The organism is Xanthomonas sp. NCPPB 3200 (genome assembly GCF_056393585.1).
This window is the reverse complement of the sequence record NZ_CM150785.1, coordinates 3,448,961-3,467,865: the sequence shown is the minus strand read 5'-3', so window position 1 is coordinate 3,467,865 and position 18,905 is coordinate 3,448,961. Positions and strand designations below refer to the sequence as shown.

Here is an 18,905-nt window from a genome sequence, read left to right as displayed (position 1 = left end):
TGCGGGATTGCGCCGACGATGCAGCGATTGCGCGTTGTGGAGAAGGTGACGCGCACGTTACCGTAGCTGTCAGCCCCCCGTTGTTGCCCATCGCCGTGTCCACCGCTGTGACCAGTTCCTCATTCGAGCGCCTGCATGCCTTGCTGCAGCGTCCCGCCATCGCGTCGATCGCGCCAGATCTGCGTGATGCCCTGGCGCAGGCCTGGCAGCAGTTGCCGGCGCCGAGCGAGGACGTGGCCTGGACGCTGCTGGCCGATACGCTGGACGCGCTGGCGTTGCTGGCCGCCGATGAGGCCACCCTGATTGCGGCATTGCTGTTCGACCTGCCGGCGTTGCGCGGCGCGATCGCCGGCCTGCCATGGCAGCCGGCCGAGCGCCGGGTGGCGGTCGAAGGCCTGCTGGACGGGCTGGATGCGGCCGACCAGGTCTGGGCCCTGCACGCCGGTCGCGAGGCCGGGCGCAACAGCGAAGGTCTGCGGCGGCTGTTGCTGTCCATCATCCACGACCTGCGGGTGGTGCCGATCCTGCTGGCGCGGCAGTTGGCGCGCATGCGCGTGGCCGACCGCCTGAGCGAAGAGCAGCGCCGCGCACTGGCCCAGCTCACCCGCGACATCCATGCGCCGTTGGCCAACCGGCTGGGCATCTGGCAGGTGAAGTGGGAGCTGGAAGACCTGGCGTTCCGGCATCTGGAGCCGGAGACCTACTGCCGCATCGCCCGCGAAGTGGACGAAACCCGCGTTGCGCGCGAGCGCTATCTGGACGCGGTCAAGCGCACCCTGTCGACGACGCTGGCCCAGCAGGGCCTGCGCGCGGAGGTGAGCGGGCGGCCGAAGCACATCTACAGCATCTGGCGAAAGATGCAGAAAAAGCGCCTGTCCTTCGACCAGCTTTACGACATCCGCGCGGTGCGGGTGATGGTCGATGACGTGGCCGCCTGCTATGCGGCGCTGGGGGCGGTGCACTCGCTGTGGGCACCGGTGCCGAGTGAGTTCGACGATTACATCGCCCGGCCCAAGGCCAACGACTACCGCTCGCTGCATACCGCGGTGGTCGGCCCGGAAGGGCGCACGATCGAAATCCAGATCCGCACCCACGAAATGCACGCGCAGGCCGAGCTCGGCGTGGCCGCGCACTGGAAATACAAGGAAGGCGGCAAGGGCGGCGAAAAAGCCTTCGACCGCAAGATCCTGTGGATGCGCCAGTTGCTGGAGCAGGTGCAGGAAGGCGACCACGGCGAACTGGCCGGTGCGCTGGACGCCGAGCTGATCGAAGACCGCGTGTATGCACTGACCCCCAAGGGCGAGGTCATCGACCTGCCGCAAGGCGCCACGCCGCTGGATTTCGCCTATCACGTGCACACCATGGTCGGGCATCGCTGCCGCGGCGCGCGCGTCAACGACCGCATCGTGCCGCTGACCTACCGGCTGCGCAGCGGCGACCGGGTGGAGATCATGACCGCCAAGGAGGCCGACCCACGCCGCGACTGGTTGCTGGCGTCCAATGGCTTTCTGGCCAGCGGGCGCTCGCGCGACAAGGTGCGCGCGTGGTTCCACAAGCTCGACCGCGCGCGCAACGTACAGGCCGGCAAGGACCTGCTCGATCGCGAGCTCAAGCGGCTGGGCCTGCAGCACGCCGATCTGGGCGTGGCCACGCGCAAGTTCCACGCCGAGAATGTCGACGACCTGTACATCCAGGTGGCGCTGGGCGATACCGGGCCCAACCAGGTCAGCCGCGCGCTGCTGGAAGCCGAGCGGGCCGCTTCGCAGCCGGCGGTGCCGGCGCCGCCACGGCCCACCGCGCGCCGCGAGGGCCTGGGTAAATCCAAGTTCACCGTGCAGGGCGTGGGCAATCTGCTGGTGCAGCTGGCGCGCTGCTGCCAGCCGGTGGCGGGCGAGCCGATCGCCGGCTATCTGACCCGCGGCCGCGGCATCACCGTGCACCGCACCGATTGCGCGGCACTGTCGCGTCTGGCCGCAGCGCATCCGCAGCGGGTGTTGCCGGTGGAGTGGGGCCAGGCCGGCAGCGGCTACGAGGTGGATGTGCAGGTGCGCGCGGTCGACCGCCGCTGGCTGCTCAAGGACATCACCAACCTGATCGCGCAGGAGGACGCGCACGTGCTGGAAATCAACAGCGACAACGTGCGCGACACCGGCAGGGCACAACTGCGCCTGCGCCTGAAGGTCAGCGACTACGACCAGCTGTCCAGTCTGCTCGGCAAACTGGATGCCTTGCCCGGCGTAAACGAGGTGCGGCGACTCGGTTGAGTGCGCCGCAGCCCGCCGGCGCCCATCGCCTTGAAACAGGCGGCACCCACAGCAAGCAAAGGTGTGCCCGCTTCCCGAATCCCGATTCCCGATTCCTCAAGCCCACATCGTCTTCGCAGCAGACAGCTACCATGACGGGGTGAACGCGTCCTCGTCAGGTCGCGCCAAGGACGGACGCCACCGCATGCTCCCGCTTCCGCGCTGGGCAAGATCGCCTCGCCTCTGGGCACCATTGCGCAGCCGCGCGCTATGGCGCGTGGTGCTGGCGCTGTGCGCCTGTCTCTTGCTGGCCACGGTCGTGCTGCGCAAGCCGCTGGCCGATTGGCTGTGGCCGGACACGCGTATCCAGCAACTGCTGCAGCGGGGCGATGCGGCGCTGTCGCGTGGCCATCTCAGTGCGGCCGATGGCAACGGCGCGCGCGAACTGTTCGCTGCTGCGCTTGCGCTGGACAGCGATCGTGGCGAAGCCCGCGCCGGCCTGGCGTGCACCGGTGCCGCTGCCGTGGTGCAGGCGCGCGCGGCGATTGCGGCCGGGGACGCCGCTGCTGCGCAGCGCGCGCTGACGCTGGCGGGCGCGCTGGAGGTGCCGCAGGCGCAGATCGCACCGGTGGCACTGCGCCTGCGCCAGTTGCAGGCGCGTCGGGCCGGGTTGGACGCCTTGTTCGCACAGGCGGTGTCCGCGCAACAGCAAGGGCGCCTGGATGGCAGCCCGGACAGCGCGCTGCCGTTGTACCAGCGCATCCTGACCCTGGCACCGGACCGCACCGATGCGCTGGAAGGGCGCGAGGACGCCCTGACCGATCTGCTGGCGCAGGCACGCCAGGCCCTGGCGCGCGATGCGCTGGCCGATGCGGCGATGCTGCTGGCCGCGGCCAAACGCTATGACGCCGGGCATGCCGATGTACCGCTGACCGAGGGCCACTACCACCGTGTGCTGGACCAGCGCCGTCAGCGCGCGCAGGGCCTGTTGCGGCGTGGCCGACTGGCACCGGCCGCACGCGATTTCACCGCAGTGCTGGCAGCCGAGCCGGCGGATGCGGCCGCCCAGCGTGGGCTGGAGCAGGTGGCAGGCGAATATGCCGCGCAAGCCGGCCGACAGGCGGCAGACTTCCAGTTCGACGCCGCGCTGCAGTCGCTGCAGGAAGCCAAGACCTTGCTGCCCGGCGCCGCCGCGATTGCGCAGGCCGAGCAGGCGATTGCGCGTGCACGCGATGCCCAGCGCAGCCCCGAGACCGGGCTGTCGCGCGGTACCCGCGAGCGCCGCCTGCGCGCGCTGCTGCAACGGGTGGCAGCTGCCGAAGCGCAGCAGCAGTGGATGACGCCGCCCGGCGCCAGTGCCTACGACGCGGTGCGTGCCGCGCAGGCGCTGGCGCCGCGCGATCCACGCGTGCTGCAGGCCGCCGCACGTGTGGTGCCGGCCAGTCAGCGCTGCTTCGAGGACGAGCTGCGCAACAACCGCCTGCGTGCCGCGCGCGGCTGCCTGGATGCCTGGCAGGCGCTGACGCCCAACGGCGATGCACTGGCCGGCGCGCGTCGACGGCTTGCGCAACGCTGGGTTGCGGTGGGCAGCGAACGCCTGGGACAGGAAGACGCCGCCTTTGCACGACGCGCGCAGGACGAGGCGCACCAGCTGGACCCTGGGCTGCCGGAATTGGCCGAGTTCACGCGCCGGGTCAAGGCCGTGACCGAGCAGCGCTGACCCAGCGGCTGTCTTCGGCGGCGCCACTCACAGCGCCATCCCCGAGCGCCCAGCGCGCACTCACTCCGCGATAAACAGCGCGCGCACCGTGCCACGCGCCGCATCCAGCGAAAAATGCCGGGCCACGTTGTGCAACCCGTTGTCGGCCAGGCGTTGCCACAGCGCCGCATCGCGATACAGGCGCACGATCGCTGCGGCGAAGGCATCGGCGTCATCGGCCACGCAGACATCCTCGCCGTCGCGCAGATGCATGCCTTCCACCGCACAGGTGGTGCCGACCACCGGCTGCCCGTGCGCCATGCTCAGGTTGATCTTGCCTTTGACGCCGGCGCCGAAGCGCAGCGGTGCCACCGCGATGCGTGCGTTCTCCATGAACGGCAGCAGATCCGGCACATGCCCGTGCAATTGCACGCCGGGGCATTCGTCGGCCAGCAGTGTCAGCGCCTCCGGCATGTCCGCGCCGATGCAGTGGAAGACCACCTGCGGCAATTGCGCGCGCACCTGCGGAAAGATCGCGCTGATGAACCACTGCACCGCATCCACATTGGGTGGATGCCGGAAGCCGCCGACGAACACCAGATCGTGGCGTTGCTCGAAGTGGCGGCCGCTGCCGGCCACCTCATGCAGGTTGGAGAGCAGGGCGGTGTGGATCTGCGGTGCGTCCGCCTGCAGCTGCGCCTGTTCGGCCGCCGAGACCAGCAAGGTGACATCGGTGGCGGCCATGATCTCCAGCTCGCGCAGACGGGTGCGTTCGGCCGCGCGCAACAGATTGGCATCGCCGGCCAGCTCGGCGCCGCGGCGCTCGCGCAGGTAATGCAGGTCGACGGTGTCGAACAGGGTGCGCGCCTGCGGCGCGTACTGTCTGAGCAGCGGCAGGCAGGCATGCGCAACGTGGTGACGCACCAGCAGCACCACCGCAAACCGCGGGCCGTGCGTGCGCAGCCAGCTGCCGATGCCGTCCAGGAACGGCGCGTACCAGACTTCCACGCCCAGTTGCTGCAGTGCCTGCGTGTGCCGTCCGGCGTGTTCGCGGCGGGTCGGCACGAACACCACGTGCGCGCCCTCTTCGCATAGCAGGCGGATCAAATTGAACTGCCGCAACGAGCCCGAGTCGCGATCCGGTTGCGGCACGCATTCGTCCAGGATCAGCACCTGGCGTTGGCCACGGTGCAGCAGCGCAGGGCCGGGAACCGTGCCGACTGGCAGCTGCGTTGCCAGCGCCTGCTGCCACTTGTCGGCGAACACGCCTTGGTTGCGCACCTGGTACGCCTTCACCCCGGTGCGGGTGTCGGTGCCATTGCTGGTGCCCTCGTCATGCACCACCACGCTGGCCGGCTGCACCAGCACCCGGTAGCCGGCGGCACGCACCGCAAACGCAAGATCGGTGTCTTCGTAATACGCCGGCATGTAGCGGCGATCCAGCCCACCCAGCGTCTGCAACAACGCGCGCGGCAGCGCGATCGCCGCGCCGGAGCAGTAGTCCATCGCACGCACATAGGCATGGCGCGGGTCGTCGGCCGATTCGAAACGGCCGTAGCTCCAGGCGCTGCCGTCGGCGAACACCACGCCGCCGGATTCCTGCAGGCGTCCGTCCGGGTACACCAGTTGCGCGCCGACCAGCCCGGCGCCGGGGTGCTGGGCAAATGTGTCGATCAGCCGATCCAGCCAGCCGGGTTGCGGGATGGTGTCGTTGTTGAGCAGCACCACGTAGTCGCCGCGCGCCAGGGCGATGCCGTCATTGCAGGCGGCGATGAAACCGCCATTGCTGGCGCGCCGGTGGTAGTGCAGCCCTTGCACCTGCGGCAGCTGCGCCTGCGTGGCATCGCTGCTGCCGTCGTCCACGACGATGATCTCCACCTCCAGCAGCGGCGGATGCGCCGCCAGTGCGCGCAGGCACGCCAGCGTGTGCGCGATGTGGTTGTAGACCGGAATCACCAGCGTCACGCGCGGGGTGTCGCTGTGCGGGACCGCAAACGCGGCAAACGGCGCGGCCTCCGGCAACCACAGCGGCGTGCCGAGCGCCGCCGGCGGTGCCTGCGTATGCACGCGAATGCGCTGCCAGGTGGCGCGCCAGCCGCGTGTGCGCATGCTCGCCACGCTGCGGTGAATCAGCCCAAGCACGCGATTGAACAGATAGCGTGCATCGGCCAGTGACATCGACATTCCGTTGGAACTCCAGACGTGGCGTGACGAAGAAAACCCGGCGAGCAGTCGTCAGGCGGCGAGGACGGCGCAAGGCAAGCGCAGGGGACGCAGGGTACCCGCAGATGCCGGAGACGGTCCGTGCCCGCTGACGGTGAGCGTGGCCGTTTTGTTAGCCGCTCTTAAGTCAGAGGGGCCGGCCGGCCACAACCACGACAGCGCTGCGCTAGACTCGCCGGACTCTACATTCTCGCATTCCTGTGCCCCGACGCCACGACAACGACGCTCCCGACGATTTCGAGGACGACTCCACCGAGCAAGGTTCCCGCTGGCAACGCAGGCTGATTGTCTGGGCCTTTGCGGCATTCGCGCTGGCGCTCGGTTTTCTGATTCCCTACACGGTGTATCTGAACAAGCAGGTCACCCAGCGGTTTGGCGAGCTGCGTTGGCAGATCCCGACCCGCGTGTACGGGCGGCCGTTGGTGCTGGTACCGGGCAATGCGCTGGATGCGGCCACGTTGAAGACCGAGCTAGACGCCGCCTCGTATCGTGACGACGGGCAAGCCAAGCTGGCCGGCACCTACCAGCAGGACGGCAGCCGCTTCACCATCGCCAGCCGCGGCTATATCGATGTGGATGGGCGCGTGCCTGCGCGGCGGGTGGAAGTCAGCCTCTCCGGTGGGCGCGTGGCCAGCCTGCGCGACGCCAGCGACCGCAAGGCGCTCAAGAGTGCGCGGCTGGACCCGGCGCGCATCGCCACGCTGTACGGACAGAAGCAGGAAGAGCGCCGCCTGGTGCGCATGGAAGAAGTGCCCGAGCTGCTGGTCACCGGCCTGCAGGCGGTCGAGGATCGCGACTTCAACAGCCACCACGGCATCGATCTCAGCGGCATGGTGCGTGCGGCCTGGATCATGGCGCGCTCCGGCGGCCAGGTTCGCCAGGGCGCCAGCACCCTGACCCAGCAGCTGGCGCGCAGCGGCCTGCTCGGCATCGGCAAGGAACAGACCGTCACCCGCAAGTTCAACGAAATTCTCTACGCAGTGATCATGGAGGCGCGTTACGACAAGCGCACCATCCTGGAGGCCTATCTCAACCAGGTCTATCTGGGCCAGCGCGGCGGGCAGGCGATCCATGGCGTGTCCTCGGGCGCGGAGCTGTGGTTCGGCCGCGAGCTCAATTCGATGACCACCGAGCAGATCGCCTTGCTGATCGGGCTGGTCAAGGGGCCGTCCTACTACGACCCGCGGCGCAATCCGGAACGCGCGCTGGATCGGCGCAATTTCGTGCTGGGCAAGCTGCACGAAAACAACCTGATCGACGCGGCCGAATACAAGCGCGCGCTGGCCGCACCGCTGGGCGTGCCCACCGAGCCGGGCCTGGTCGCGGCCAACCGCTTCCCGGCCTATGTGGACCTGGTGCGCCGCCAGCTGGCGCACGACTACCCGGAAGGCGTGCTGCAGGGCGCCGGCATGAGCGTGCTCACCGGCATGTCGCCGTCCGCGCAGGCCTATGCCGAAGGCGCGGTGACCGGCACCATCAAGCGGCTGGACAACAAGAAGCGCCCACCGCTGCAGGCCGGCCTGGTGCTGACCGACGTGCATAACGGCGATGTGCTGGCGGTGGTCGGCAGCCGCGACGTGGCCAAGCCGGGATTCAACCGCGCGGTCGAAGCGCAGCGGCAGGTGGGCTCGCTGCTCAAACCGTTCGTCTACCTGCTGGCGCTGGCCTCGCCGGACCGCTGGGCGCTGTCCAGCTGGGTCGACGATGCACCGGTGACGGTGCAGCTCAGCCGCGGCAAGACCTGGTCGCCGGGCAATTCCGACAACCGCAGTCACGGCACGGTGCGGCTGATCGATGCGCTGGCGCATTCCTACAACCAGGCCACGGTGCGCGTGGGCATGCAGGTCGGCCCGGAACGCATCGCGCAGCTGATCCAGGTACTGGCCGGCATCAAGGCCGACACCAATCCCTCGCTGATCCTCGGTGCCACCGACCAGAGCCCGTACGGCATGGCGCAGCTGTACCAGTTCCTGGCTGCCGGCGGCGAGATCCAGCCGCTGCATGCGGTGCGCGGCGTGCTCGATCCGCAGGGCAAGCTGCTCAAGCGCTACGACAAGACCCCGGCGCCGGCGCAGGAGGGCGATTCGGTGGCGGCCAATCTGATCAGCGTCGCCCTGCAGCAGGTGGTCAGCGGCGGCACTGCGCGGCAGTTGCTGGGCGATGGCCTGGGCCGGTTGTCGCCGGCCGGCAAGACCGGCACCTCCAACGACGGCCGCGACAGCTGGTACGCCGGCTACACCGGCGACCACCTGGCGGTGATCTGGATGGGCAACGACCAGAACGAGCAGACCGGCCTGTACGGTGCCACCGGCGCGATGCGGGTATGGTCGAGCATCTTCGCGCGGCTGCCGAGTGCGCCGTTGAAGGTCAGCGGCAAGGGCCTGGACTGGCAGTGGGTGGACGCGGCCGGTACCGGCGTGACCGATGCCGGCTGCCCGGGCGCGCGCCAGTTCCCGTTCGTGGTCGGCTTCACGCCGGCCTACGCCCCCTGTGCCGGCAATGCACCGTCGATCGAAGGCGTGCCCGGCGATGCATCCGCGCCGGCCGAGCAATCCAGCGGTGGTGGCTGGCGTCGCTTCTTCGGTCTGGAAAAGAAGCCGGAAGACCCCGCGCCGGCACCCGCCGCGGCTGCACCTGCACGTTGACTGGAGTGACCCGATGAACCGACTGCACCGTTTGCTTGCCCTCGCTGGCGTGTCTGCCGCACTCACCGCCTGCGTCAGCGCGCCGCCTGCGCCACCGCCGGCCCCGGTGGACCCGACCACGCCGACACAGCGGCTGCTGCTGATCGAACGCGAGGCCGGCGTCGACGATACCGAGCTGTCGGTACAGCCATTGCGCGACCCGCAGGTGGACGACCTGCGCGAGACCGCCAAGAGCAAGCGCCAGGCCGGCGACCTGGCCGGCGCGGCGGCGTCGCTGGATCAGGCCGTGGGCCTGGTTTCCGGCGATCCCGCCATCCTGCAGGAGCGTGCCGAAGTGGCGGTACTGCAGGCCGACTGGCCCGCCGCCGAGCGTTTCGCCAAACAGGCCATCGAGCTGGGCTCCAAGACCGGGCCGCTGTGCCGCCGGCATTGGGCCACCATCGAGCAGTCGCGGCTGGCGCGTGGCGAGAAGGAAAACGCCGCTTCGGCCAAGTCGCAGATTGCCGGGTGCACGGTGCCCGGCGTGAAACGCTACTGAGCACGGCCACGCCGCTGGCTGCGCCTGCTGCACGACAGGCGCAGCCAGCGTGATGCGGCCTGCGTTGCTTGCGCCCATCTGCTTCGACGCGAGCCGTTCGTTCCCGCGCACGACCGCCAGCGGCGCCACGCCGCGCATCTTGGTGCGTAAACGCCGGCTGCGCGGTCAGTGCCGCCACCGGCCCACCGGCGCAATCCAGGCAGCGGCAGCGCGCACGCGCTAGGCTGTCGCGCTTCCTGCCCCAGCTTCCGGTCCCATGTCCCAACTTGCCACTGCCAGCATCGAGGCGCTCAGCGAGGGCGGGGCGCTCGCGCGTCAGCTCGATGCGTTCGCGCCGCGTGCCGCGCAGTTGCGCCTGACCGGCGCCATTGCCGAGGCGTTCGAGGCACGCGATGTGCTGCTGGCCGAAGCCGGCACCGGTACCGGCAAGACCTACGCCTACCTGGTGCCGGCATTGCTGTCGGGGCTGAAGACCATCGTCTCCACCGGCACACGCGCATTGCAGGACCAGTTGTTCCATCGCGACCTCCCGCGCGTGCGCGCCGCGCTCGGCATCGGCCTGCGCAGCGCGCTGCTGAAGGGCCGCGCGAACTATCTGTGCAAGTACCGCACCCAGCAGGCGCGTGGTGAGCCGCGCTTTGCCACGCCCGAGCAGGTCTCGCAGTTCCAGCGCATCGTGGCCTGGAGCGGGCGTACCCAATTCGGCGACATGGCCGAGCTGGAAGCCCTGCCGGACGACTCACCGCTGCTGCCGCTGGTGACCTCCACCGTCGACAACTGCCTGGGCACCGAATGCCCGTTCTACAGCGAGTGTTTTGTGGTGCAGGCGCGCCAGCGCGCGCAGGCGGCCGATCTGGTGGTGGTCAACCACCATCTGCTGCTGGCCGATCTGGCGCTCAAGCAGGAAGGCTTCGGCGAGATCCTGCCCGGCGCGCAGGCCTTCGTCATCGACGAAGCGCATCAGCTGCCGGAGCTGGCGGCGAACTTCTTCGGCGAGAGTTTCGGCATGCGGCCGTGGCAGGAACTGGCGCGCGACTGCATGGTCGAAGCGCGCCTGGTCGCCGGTGCGCAGGCCAGCCTGCAGGAGCCGATCCTCGCCCTGGACGAGGCTCTGCGCGGCCTGCGTGCGGGCATGGAGGGCCTGCCGTCACGCGGCACCCAATGGCGTGCGCTGGCCAAGCCGCAGGTGCGCGAGGGTTTCGATGCGGTGCTGTCGTCGCTGGCGCGGCTGGGCGAGGCCCTGCTGCCGTTGCGCGAGGCCTCGCCCGGGTTCGATGGCTGCTGTGCACGTGCGCAGGAAGCGCTAGCGCGGCTGTCGCGGTGGCTGGGCGAGGATGCGCCGGTACCGGATTTCGAGCAGGAGCTGCCGGAGACCGTCGACAACGATGTGCTGTGGTACGAGCTCAGCCCGCGCGGGTTCCGCTGCCAGCGCACGCCGCTGGATGTGTCCGGCCCGCTGCGCGAGCATCGCGAAAAATCGCATGCGGCCTGGGTGTTCACCTCGGCCACGCTGGCAGTGGGCGGCGAGTTCGACCACATCGCGCAGCGCCTGGGCCTGAGCGATCCGGTGACCTTGCTGCAGCCCAGTCCCTTCGACTGGGCGCGCCAGGCACTGTGCTACCTGCCGCCGCACCTGCCTGATCCTGCCGCACGCGGATTCGGCACGGCGCTGATCGCGGCGCTGATGCCGGTGCTGGATGCCTCCAATGGCCGCGCGTTCCTGCTGTTCGCCTCGCATCGCGCGCTGCGCGAAGCGGCCGACGCATTGCGCGGCGCGCCGTGGCCGCTGTTCGTGCAGGGCGAGGCGCCGCGTGCCACCTTGCTGCAGCGTTTCCGCACTTCCGGCAACGGCGTGCTGCTGGGCTCGGCCAGCTTCCGCGAGGGCGTGGACGTGGTCGGCGATGCCTTGAGCGTGGTGGTGATCGACAAGCTGCCGTTCGCCGCACCCGATGACCCGGTGTTCGAAGCGCGCCTGGATGCGATCCGCCGCGACGGCGGCAACCCGTTCCGCGACGAGCAGTTGCCGCAGGCGGTGATCGCGCTCAAGCAGGGCGTGGGCCGGCTGATCCGCAGCGAGACCGATCGTGGCGTGCTGGTGCTGTGCGACCCGCGGCTGGTGAACAAGGGCTACGGCCGCACCTTCATGCAGTCGCTGCCGCCGTTTGCGCGTACCCGCGAGATCGGCGACGTGCGCGCGTTCTTTGGCGTCGCCGAGCCGGTGGGCGACAATGGCGTGCTCGCGTTGCCGTTTGGCGACGACTGAGCTTTCTCCTTCCTGCCTGCGGTCCTGCCATGAAAGTCCTCGCGTTCGAGACCTCCACCGAAGCCTGTTCCGTCGCGCTGCATGTGGATGGCCGCGTGCTGGAGCGCTTTGAACTGGCGCCGCGTCGCCATGCCGAACTGGCGCTGCCATGGGCCGAGCAACTGCTGGCCGACGCCGGCATCGCGCGCCGCCAGCTCGACGCGATTGCGGTCGGTCGTGGCCCGGGCGCGTTCACCGGCGTGCGGTTGGCGATCGGCATTGCGCAGGGCATCGCGCTGGGCCTGGACGTGCCGGTGCTGGCGGTGTCCACGCTGCAGGTGCTGGCCCTGCGCGCGCCCGCCGAGGCGACGCAGGTGCTGGCCTGCATCGATGCGCGCATGGGCGAGGTGTACGCTGGCGTCTTCGCGCGCGCTGGCGATACGCTGCGGGAGCTGATGCCGGAAGTGGTCTGCGCACCGCAGGAGTGCGTCGTGCCGGACACGCTGCAGCGCTTTGCCGGTGTCGGCAGCGGGTTCGCCGCTGCCGAGGCAGTGCTGCAACAACGATTTGCGACCCGGCTGAGCAGCATCGATGCCGCCGCATTGCCGCATGCCGCCGACCTGCTGACGCTGGCCGTGCCGGCGTTGCTGCGCGGCGAGGGCGTGGCGCCGGAGCGGGTGGAACCGGCGTATCTGCGCGACAACGTGGCGCTGACCCTGCTTGAGCAGCAGGCCGCACGCGCAGCCAAGGCCGCCGGCGCCGCGCCATGACCGACGACCTGCAACGCGCGCGTTTCCGCGGCTGCCTGCTGGGCCTGGCGGTGGGCGATGCGCTCGGCACCACGCTGGAATTCTGCGCACCGGGCAGCTTCACGCCGATCGACGACATGCGCGGCGGCGGCCCGTTCGCGCTGCGCGCCGGGCAGTGGACCGACGACACCTCGATGGCCTTGTGCCTGGCGCACAGCCTGCTGTATCGGCAGGGCTTCGACGCCGCCGACCAGATGAACCGCTATTGCAACTGGTATCAGCACGGCTATCTCAGCAGCACCGGCAGCTGCTTCGATATCGGCGCGACCGTGCGGCAGGCACTGGAGCGCTATCTGGATGGCGGCCCGGCCTTCAGCGGCAGCACCGATCCGCGCTCGGCCGGCAATGGCTCGCTGATGCGGCTGGCGCCGGTGGCGATGTACTACGCGCACCGCCCCGACGAGCTGGGCGAGCGCGCCGCCGACAGTTCGCGCACCACGCATGCTGCCGACGAAGCGCTGGATGCCTGCCGGCTGTTCGCCTTCCAGTTGCGTGCCGCATTGCTCGGCGGCCAGCGCCAGCAGGTGTTGCAGGCCCGCTGCGAAGGGCTGTCGACACCGGCGCTGCGTGCGTTGTCGGTGCGCGACCATGCGGCAGTTCCCGCCGCCCGGATCCGCGGCACCGGCTATGTGGTCGATGCGCTGTCGGCGGCGCTCTGGTGCTTCGCCACCACCGACACGTTCGCCGATGCGGTGCTGCGTGCGGCCAACCTGGGCGACGATGCCGACACCACCGCGGCCATCTGCGGTCAGCTGGCCGGGGCATTCCATGGCATCGACGGGATCCCCGCCGCCTGGCGCGCGCGTGTGCAGGACGCGGACGCGATCGTCGAGCTGGCCGACCGGCTGTACGCAGCCGCGCAGGCCGCATAACGCCGCGCGCAACGCACTGGCCAACGCAGTCTGCCGGGAAGGCATGCCGCAGAAAGACGCGTCCCTGTCGGGACGCGCCATGGCTCAACGATCGTCGTGCAGCTCGCCGCCGGGCAGGAACAGCCAGGTGCGTGTGACCTGCAGGATATCGACGTCGTCCTTGGTCCTGGGCAGTGGCGGGAACGGCTGCGCCAGCTGCACCACCCGCAGCGCTGCCGCATCCAGCGCCGGGGTGCCGCTGGAGACCAGCACGCGGCTGCTTTCCACGCTGCCGTCGCGGCGCACGCCCACGCTGATCACCACCTTGCCGCCGAGTCGGCGCCGGCGCGCCTCGTCCGGGTAATTGAGATTGCCGACGCGCTCGGCACGGTCCACCCACGCACGCAGGTAGTTGGCGTAGGCGTATTCGCGGGTACTGGCCGAGACGAACTTGCGATTGGGGCGCTTGGCATATTGCTCCGAGCGCAGATGCACCTCGGCGGCGAGCCGGGCCATTTCCGCGTCGCGCTGCACGCGTTGCGCATCGGTGGGCGAGGGCAGGTCGGTCTGCGGATTCGGCTGCGGGGTGGGCACGGCCTGCTCGCCGCGGCGGCTGGCCACCACGCGGGTCTGGGTCGGCTCCGGCGCCTGCAGCGTGGTCGCACGCTGCGCCTGCGGTGCCAGCCCGCTGCGGTCCTGCGGCACCACCCCGGGCTGGCTGTCGCGCGGGCGTTGCGCGGTGGCGTGATTGCCGCCGCCCTGCTGGTTGGCCTGGGCCAGGAAATCGGCCTGCCTGGGCGTCAGCGGGGTGCTGGTCTGGCTGAAGATCACATCCAGCGTCGGCACCAGCGGTGCGTCCTCGCTGACCGCAAACCCCACGCCCAGGATCAGCACGCCGTGCAGCAGCAGCGAGATCACCAGCGTCGCGGTCAGCCGGCGGCGCTCGTCCATGGGAGCCGGCAGTGCCGCGGCCGCGCTCATTGCGCCGCGCCGGCCTCGATCGCGTCGAACAGCAGCCCGGCGATGTTCAGGCCGAACTGCGCATCCAGCTCGCGCACGCAGGTGGGGCTGGTGACGTTGACCTCGGTCAGGTAATCGCCGATCACGTCCAGGCCGACGAAACGCATGCCGCGGCGGCGCATTTCCGGGCCCACCTGCGCGGCGATCCAGCGGTCGCGCTCGGACAGCGGCCGGCCTTCGCCACGTCCGCCGGCGGCCAGGTTGCCGCGGAATTCGTCGCCCTGCGGAATCCGTGCCAGGCAGTAGTCCACCGGCTCGCCATCGACCAGCAGGATGCGCTTGTCGCCGGCGCTGATGTCGGGGATGAAGCGCTGCGCCAGGGTCAGCTTGCGATTGCCGTCGGTCAGCGTCTCCAGGATCACGTTGAGGTTGGGGTCGCCGGTGCCGCTGCGGAAGATCGAACGCCCGCCCATGCCGTCCAGCGGCTTGAGCACGGCCTGGCCGTGTTCGAGCACGAACGCCTTGAGCGCGGCGGAGTCGCGGCTGACCAGGGTTGGCGGGCAGCACTGCGGAAACAGCAACGCGGCCAGTTTCTCGTTGTAGTCGCGCAGGCCCTGCGGGTCGTTGACCACCTGCGCTCCGGCGCGCTGGGCCACGCTCAGGACCTGGGTGTCGTAGACGAACTCCGCATCCACCGGCGGGTCCTTGCGCATCAGCACCACCTGGCCGGAGCCGAATTCCAGTTCGGCGAACTCGCCCAGGGTGAACCAGCCGGCCTTGTCCTCGCGCACGCTCAAGGGTGCGACCTGTGCCACCGCGCGACCCTCACGCAGGCTGAGTCCGCCGGGACGCACATACTGCAGGCGGTGACCACGCCGCTGCGCTTCCAGCAACATGGCGAAGGTGGTGTCTTTGGCGATCTTGATGGAGGCGATGGGATCCATCACCACAACGACGTCGAGCGACATGGGGAGCTAAACCTTTAGAACAGGCTGCCGATGGTAACTTCAAGCGGTGGCGATGGCGCGCCCGGCCGGTCGTGAATGCGCGACTTGCCGCTCGGCCCGCAGCTGCACACGGTCGGAACGTCCGCCTGGCGGGCCCCCGGCAACGTACCCTTGACAGTCAATGCGGGTCTTGGGATATACATGCAGTTTCGTAGCGACGCCGGCAGGGAAGAAGCGTCGCGCGTCCGGGGATATTTGCATGACTGAAAACATTGCTGCGGGTGGGGAACTCGCAGGACTGAAGGTGATGGTGATCGATGATTCGAAGACCATTCGCCGCACCGCCGAAACGCTGCTGAAGCGGGAAGGCTGTGAAGTAGTGACAGCAACCGATGGTTTCGAGGCACTGGCCAAGATTGCCGACCAGCAACCTCAGATCATTTTTGTCGACATCATGATGCCGCGCCTGGATGGGTACCAGACGTGCGCGTTGATCAAGGGCAACCAGCTCTTCAAGTCGACGCCGGTGATCATGTTGTCGTCCAAGGACGGCCTGTTCGACAAGGCACGCGGCCGCATCGTCGGCTCCGAGCAATATCTGACCAAGCCGTTCACCCGTGAAGAACTACTGAGCGCGATTCGCACGTACGTCCACGCCTGACCAGGGGGAAAGGCAACATGGCTCGAATTATATTGATCGAGGACTCGCCCACCGACAGGGCAGTCTTCAGTCAATGGCTGGAAAAAGCAGGCCATACGGTCGTCGCCACCGACAATGCCGAAGAGGGACTTGCGCTGATTCGCAGCCAGGCGCCCGATCTGGTGCTGATGGACGTGGTGCTGCCCGGCATGAGCGGTTTCCAGGCAACGCGTGCATTGGCGCGCGACCAGGCCACCAAGGACATCCCCGTGCTGCTGGTCAGCACCAAGGGCATGGAAACCGACAAGGCCTGGGGTTTGCGGCAAGGTGCCAGCGACTACATCGTCAAGCCGCCGCGCGAAGACGATCTGATCGCCCGCATCAAACAACTGGTGCGTTGATGCGTTCTCCATTCGACATTCTCGAAGACTACGAGCGTCGTAGTCTTGCGCACGCCACGCCGCTGCCGGAACGCCAGTTCTCGGCCGACATCTGGCGCGGCGTCGGCTATCGCGTCGGCACCCGACGGCTGGTCTCGGATTTCCGCGAAGTCGCGGAAATCGTGCCGATGCCGCCGGTCACGCCGGTGCCGGGCGCACAGCCCTGGCTGCTGGGCGTGGGCAACCTGCGCGGCAACCTGTTCCCGGTGATCGATCTGAAGCAGTTCCTGGAGGGCCGGCGGACGGTGCTGCAGGAAGGCCAGCGCGTGCTGATCATGCGCCAGAGCGGCGGCGACGTCGCGCTGACCATCGACGAGCTGTACGGCCAGCGCAGCTTCGAGCAGGTCCAGGCGGTCGAACCCGGCGAGTTGGCGCAAGGCCGCTATGCCCACTTCATCGACCGTGCCTTCCGCAACGAGACGCAGGACTGGGGTGTGTTCTCCCTGGCGTTGCTGTCGCGCACTCCTGAATTCCGGCAGGCCGCGGCCTAAGCCGCGACCCCGCCACGTCATACAGATCGAGGTCGAACCATGAGTACCGCCCCGGACGCCCGCAAGACCAACAAGCTCGGCAGCGTCAGCACCAGCTTCTGGCTTGGTTTGCTGGTGTTGTCGATGATCGTGTTCGGCGCCAATACCGGCGTCGCCACCTGGCAGGGCAGTCGCCTGGCCGGTGCCGGCACCGGCGCGGCCGATCTGCAGGTGCTGTCGCAGCAGCTGGCCAACCAGGGCCGCGAAGCGGTCTCCGGTGACCCCAAGGCGTTTGCCGCGTTCAAGGAGACCAAGGCGCGCATCGACAGCACGGTCAGCGAACTGGATGGCCGCTACGGCCAGGAAGGCTCGGTCGCCAGTTCGATGGCCCAGCTCAAGGCGACCTGGGTGCCGCTGAGCAAGAACGCCGATCAGGTCATCGCCAGCGAACCGGCGGTGCTGGGTCTGTCCGGCAACGCCGAACGCTTCTCCGGCAGCGTGCCGCAGCTGCAGGCGCAGTTGAACGAAGTGGTGCGCGCGATGACGGTCAGCGGCGCGCCCGCCTCGCAGATCTACAACACGCTGCAGCAGGTCGTGGTCGCCGGCACCATGGCGCGCCGGGTGACCGAAATGCGCGCCGGTGGCGCCAATGCCGCCGCCTCCGGCGATGCGCTGGCACGCGACTCGGTGGTGTTCACGCAGATGCTCGAAGGCCTGCGCGCAGGCAACGACGAACTGGGCATCGCCGCGGTGCGCAACCCGGCCGCGTTGTCGGCGCTGGAGCAGTCGCAGGCGCAGTGGGCGACGATGAAGAAGGACGTCGACGCCATCCTGGCCAGCTCGCGCAACCTGTTCGCCGCGCAGTCCTCGGCCGCCGCGCTGACCGCCGGCTCGAACAAGATGCTGGACGACAGCAAGAAGCTGTTCGATGCGTTCTCGGCGTTCGGCTCGGTGCGCGACACGCGCCTGTTTCCGAACTTCTGGCTGGGCGTGGTGTCCGGCCTGCTGGCGCTGCTGGCGATCATCGGCTTTGTCTGGAGCTCGGTGCGGGTACGCTCGCGCGAGCAGGACGTGCGTTACCAGGCGCAGGTGGAATTCAACAGCCGCAACCAGCAGGCGATCATGCGGCTGCTGGACGAAATCAGCTCGCTCGGTGAGGGCGACCTGACCGTCAAGGCCTCGGTGACCGAGGACATGACCGGCGCGATTGCAGACGCCATCAACTACGCCGTGGACGAGCTGCGCCACCTGGTGACCACGATCAACGACACCTCGGCCAAGGTCGCCGTGTCGACCCAGGAGACCCAGGCCACCGCGATGCAGCTGGCCGACGCCGCCGGCCAGCAGGCCAACCAGATCACCACCGCCTCCGAGCGCATCAGCGAAATCGCCGCCAGCATCGAACAGGTGTCGCGCAACTCCACCGAGTCGGCCGAAGTGGCGCAGCGCTCGGTGGTGATCGCCGCCGAAGGTGCCGGCGTGGTGCGCGAGACCATCCAGGGCATGGACCAGATCCGCGACCAGATCCAGGAAACCTCCAAGCGCATCAAGCGCCTGGGCGAATCCTCGCAGGAGATCGGCTCGATCGTGGAACTGATCAACGACATTTCCGAGCAGACCAACATCCTGGCGCTCAACGCCGCGGTGCAGGCCGCCTCGGCGGGCGAGGCCGGTCGCGGTTTCGCGGTGGTGGCCGACGAAGTGCAGCGCCTGGCCGAACGCACCTCCGGCGCGACCCGGCGGATCGAAGGCCTGGTGCAGACCATTCAGGCCGATACCAACGAGGCGGTCAGCTCGATGGAGCAGACCACCTCCGAAGTGGTGTCCGGTGCACGCCTGGCCGAAGACGCCGGCACCGCGCTGACCGAAATCGAGCGCGTGTCCAACGCCTTGAACAACCTGATCAAGAACATCTCCATCGCCGCGCACCAGCAGTCGGCCGCAGCGACGGATATCACACAGACCATGGGCGTGATCCGTCAGATCACCAGCCAGACATCGCAGGGTGCGGAGCAGACGGCCGAGTCGATCGGCAACCTGGCTCAGCTCGCTGCCGATCTGCGCCGTTCGGTCGCCGACTTCAAGCTGCCGGCGTGAGCACGACGCGGAACGGGAAAGGATCAGCAGATGGCGCGTAGTAGCGTTACGTCGATGCAGGAACAGACCGGTGGCCGCCTCGGCGGTACCCCGGCCGTAGG

14 protein-coding genes are annotated in these 18,905 nt (G+C 69.0%); 11 read left to right on the top strand and 3 right to left on the bottom strand.

Annotated elements, in window-relative coordinates; all coding sequences use genetic code 11:
• Positions 1-80 precede the first annotated feature (80 nt).
• Positions 81-2,264, top strand: a complete 2,184-nt coding sequence (locus tag AC06DU_RS15065; protein WP_478202737.1) for a RelA/SpoT family protein — start codon at positions 81-83, stop codon at positions 2,262-2,264.
• A 184-nt stretch (positions 2,265-2,448) separates the two neighbouring features.
• The gene (locus tag AC06DU_RS15060; RefSeq protein WP_478202736.1) at positions 2,449-3,963 is read left to right on the top strand and encodes a hypothetical protein; all 1,515 of its coding nucleotides are present in this window, start codon (positions 2,449-2,451) and stop codon (positions 3,961-3,963) included.
• 60 nt (positions 3,964-4,023) lie between these two features.
• Here the strand turns inward: AC06DU_RS15060 and AC06DU_RS15055 are convergent, their stop codons facing one another.
• Positions 4,024-6,126 carry a glycosyltransferase gene (locus tag AC06DU_RS15055; RefSeq protein ID WP_478202735.1) on the bottom strand — a complete coding sequence of 701 codons (2,103 nt, stop codon included), beginning with the start codon at positions 6,124-6,126 and terminating at the stop codon, positions 4,024-4,026.
• Positions 6,127-6,365: 239 nt separating this feature from the next.
• Between AC06DU_RS15055 and mrcB the strand changes: the two genes are divergently transcribed.
• From mrcB to AC06DU_RS15030, 5 genes are all read left to right on the top strand, one after another.
• Positions 6,366-8,810 carry a penicillin-binding protein 1B gene (gene mrcB / locus AC06DU_RS15050; RefSeq protein ID WP_054591009.1) on the top strand — a complete coding sequence of 815 codons (2,445 nt, stop codon included), beginning with the start codon at positions 6,366-6,368 and terminating at the stop codon, positions 8,808-8,810.
• A gap of 13 nt (positions 8,811-8,823) precedes the next feature.
• Positions 8,824-9,348: a tetratricopeptide repeat protein gene (locus AC06DU_RS15045; RefSeq protein ID WP_024940334.1), complete on the top strand. Its 525-nt coding sequence runs from the start codon at positions 8,824-8,826 to the stop codon at positions 9,346-9,348.
• Between the two features lie 256 nt (positions 9,349-9,604).
• Entirely contained in the window at positions 9,605-11,611 is a 2,007-nt protein-coding gene (locus AC06DU_RS15040) for a DNA repair helicase YoaA (protein WP_024940333.1), read from the top strand.
• 29 nt (positions 11,612-11,640) lie between these two features.
• Entirely contained in the window at positions 11,641-12,360 is a 720-nt protein-coding gene (gene tsaB / locus AC06DU_RS15035) for a tRNA (adenosine(37)-N6)-threonylcarbamoyltransferase complex dimerization subunit type 1 TsaB (RefSeq protein WP_024940332.1), read from the top strand.
• Positions 12,357-13,271 carry an ADP-ribosylglycohydrolase family protein gene (locus AC06DU_RS15030; RefSeq protein ID WP_478202734.1) on the top strand — a complete coding sequence of 305 codons (915 nt, stop codon included), beginning with the start codon at positions 12,357-12,359 and terminating at the stop codon, positions 13,269-13,271. The genes tsaB and AC06DU_RS15030 overlap by 4 nt, the downstream gene beginning before the upstream one ends.
• 84 nt (positions 13,272-13,355) lie before the next feature.
• Here the strand turns inward: AC06DU_RS15030 and AC06DU_RS15025 are convergent, their stop codons facing one another.
• Both AC06DU_RS15025 and gshB read right to left on the bottom strand, forming a co-directional pair.
• The gene (locus AC06DU_RS15025) at positions 13,356-14,231 is read right to left on the bottom strand and encodes an energy transducer TonB family protein (protein WP_065032655.1); all 876 of its coding nucleotides are present in this window, start codon (positions 14,229-14,231) and stop codon (positions 13,356-13,358) included.
• Positions 14,228-15,178, bottom strand: coding sequence for a glutathione synthase (gshB, locus tag AC06DU_RS15020; protein ID WP_478202733.1), 951 nt, complete (start codon positions 15,176-15,178; stop codon positions 14,228-14,230). Before gshB ends, AC06DU_RS15025 begins: the two co-directional genes overlap by 4 nt.
• Positions 15,179-15,416: 238 nt before the next feature.
• On the opposite strand from gshB, the gene pilG reads away from it, so the two are divergent.
• From pilG to AC06DU_RS15000, 4 genes are read left to right on the top strand one after another with little or no spacing between them, the layout of a single operon-like run.
• Positions 15,417-15,818, top strand: coding sequence for a twitching motility response regulator PilG (pilG, locus tag AC06DU_RS15015; RefSeq protein ID WP_024711139.1), 402 nt, complete (start codon positions 15,417-15,419; stop codon positions 15,816-15,818).
• A gap of 17 nt (positions 15,819-15,835) precedes the next feature.
• The gene (locus AC06DU_RS15010; RefSeq protein WP_024940328.1) at positions 15,836-16,198 is read left to right on the top strand and encodes a response regulator; all 363 of its coding nucleotides are present in this window, start codon (positions 15,836-15,838) and stop codon (positions 16,196-16,198) included.
• Positions 16,198-16,728: a chemotaxis protein CheW gene (locus tag AC06DU_RS15005; protein WP_003482487.1), complete on the top strand. Its 531-nt coding sequence runs from the start codon at positions 16,198-16,200 to the stop codon at positions 16,726-16,728. Before AC06DU_RS15010 ends, AC06DU_RS15005 begins: the two co-directional genes overlap by 1 nt.
• A gap of 39 nt (positions 16,729-16,767) precedes the next feature.
• Complete coding sequence (locus AC06DU_RS15000) at positions 16,768-18,804, top strand: methyl-accepting chemotaxis protein (protein WP_016904289.1); 2,037 nt, start codon at positions 16,768-16,770, stop codon at positions 18,802-18,804.
• Positions 18,805-18,905: the final 101 nt, after the last annotated feature.

Coding starts and splice junctions, on each gene's coding strand:
- AC06DU_RS15060 (WP_478202736.1), top strand. CDS start 2,449: ATGCTCCCGCTTCCGCGCTGGGCAAGATCGCCTCGCCTCTGGGCACCA.
- AC06DU_RS15055 (WP_478202735.1), bottom strand. CDS start 6,126: ATGTCGATGTCACTGGCCGATGCACGCTATCTGTTCAATCGCGTGCTT.
- AC06DU_RS15045 (WP_024940334.1), top strand. CDS start 8,824: ATGAACCGACTGCACCGTTTGCTTGCCCTCGCTGGCGTGTCTGCCGCA.
- AC06DU_RS15040 (WP_024940333.1), top strand. CDS start 9,605: ATGTCCCAACTTGCCACTGCCAGCATCGAGGCGCTCAGCGAGGGCGGG.
- tsaB (WP_024940332.1), top strand. CDS start 11,641: ATGAAAGTCCTCGCGTTCGAGACCTCCACCGAAGCCTGTTCCGTCGCG.
- AC06DU_RS15030 (WP_478202734.1), top strand. CDS start 12,357: ATGACCGACGACCTGCAACGCGCGCGTTTCCGCGGCTGCCTGCTGGGC.
- AC06DU_RS15025 (WP_065032655.1), bottom strand. CDS start 14,231: ATGAGCGCGGCCGCGGCACTGCCGGCTCCCATGGACGAGCGCCGCCGG.
- gshB (WP_478202733.1), bottom strand. CDS start 15,178: ATGTCGCTCGACGTCGTTGTGGTGATGGATCCCATCGCCTCCATCAAG.
- pilG (WP_024711139.1), top strand. CDS start 15,417: ATGACTGAAAACATTGCTGCGGGTGGGGAACTCGCAGGACTGAAGGTG.
- AC06DU_RS15010 (WP_024940328.1), top strand. CDS start 15,836: ATGGCTCGAATTATATTGATCGAGGACTCGCCCACCGACAGGGCAGTC.
- AC06DU_RS15005 (WP_003482487.1), top strand. CDS start 16,198: ATGCGTTCTCCATTCGACATTCTCGAAGACTACGAGCGTCGTAGTCTT.
- AC06DU_RS15000 (WP_016904289.1), top strand. CDS start 16,768: ATGAGTACCGCCCCGGACGCCCGCAAGACCAACAAGCTCGGCAGCGTC.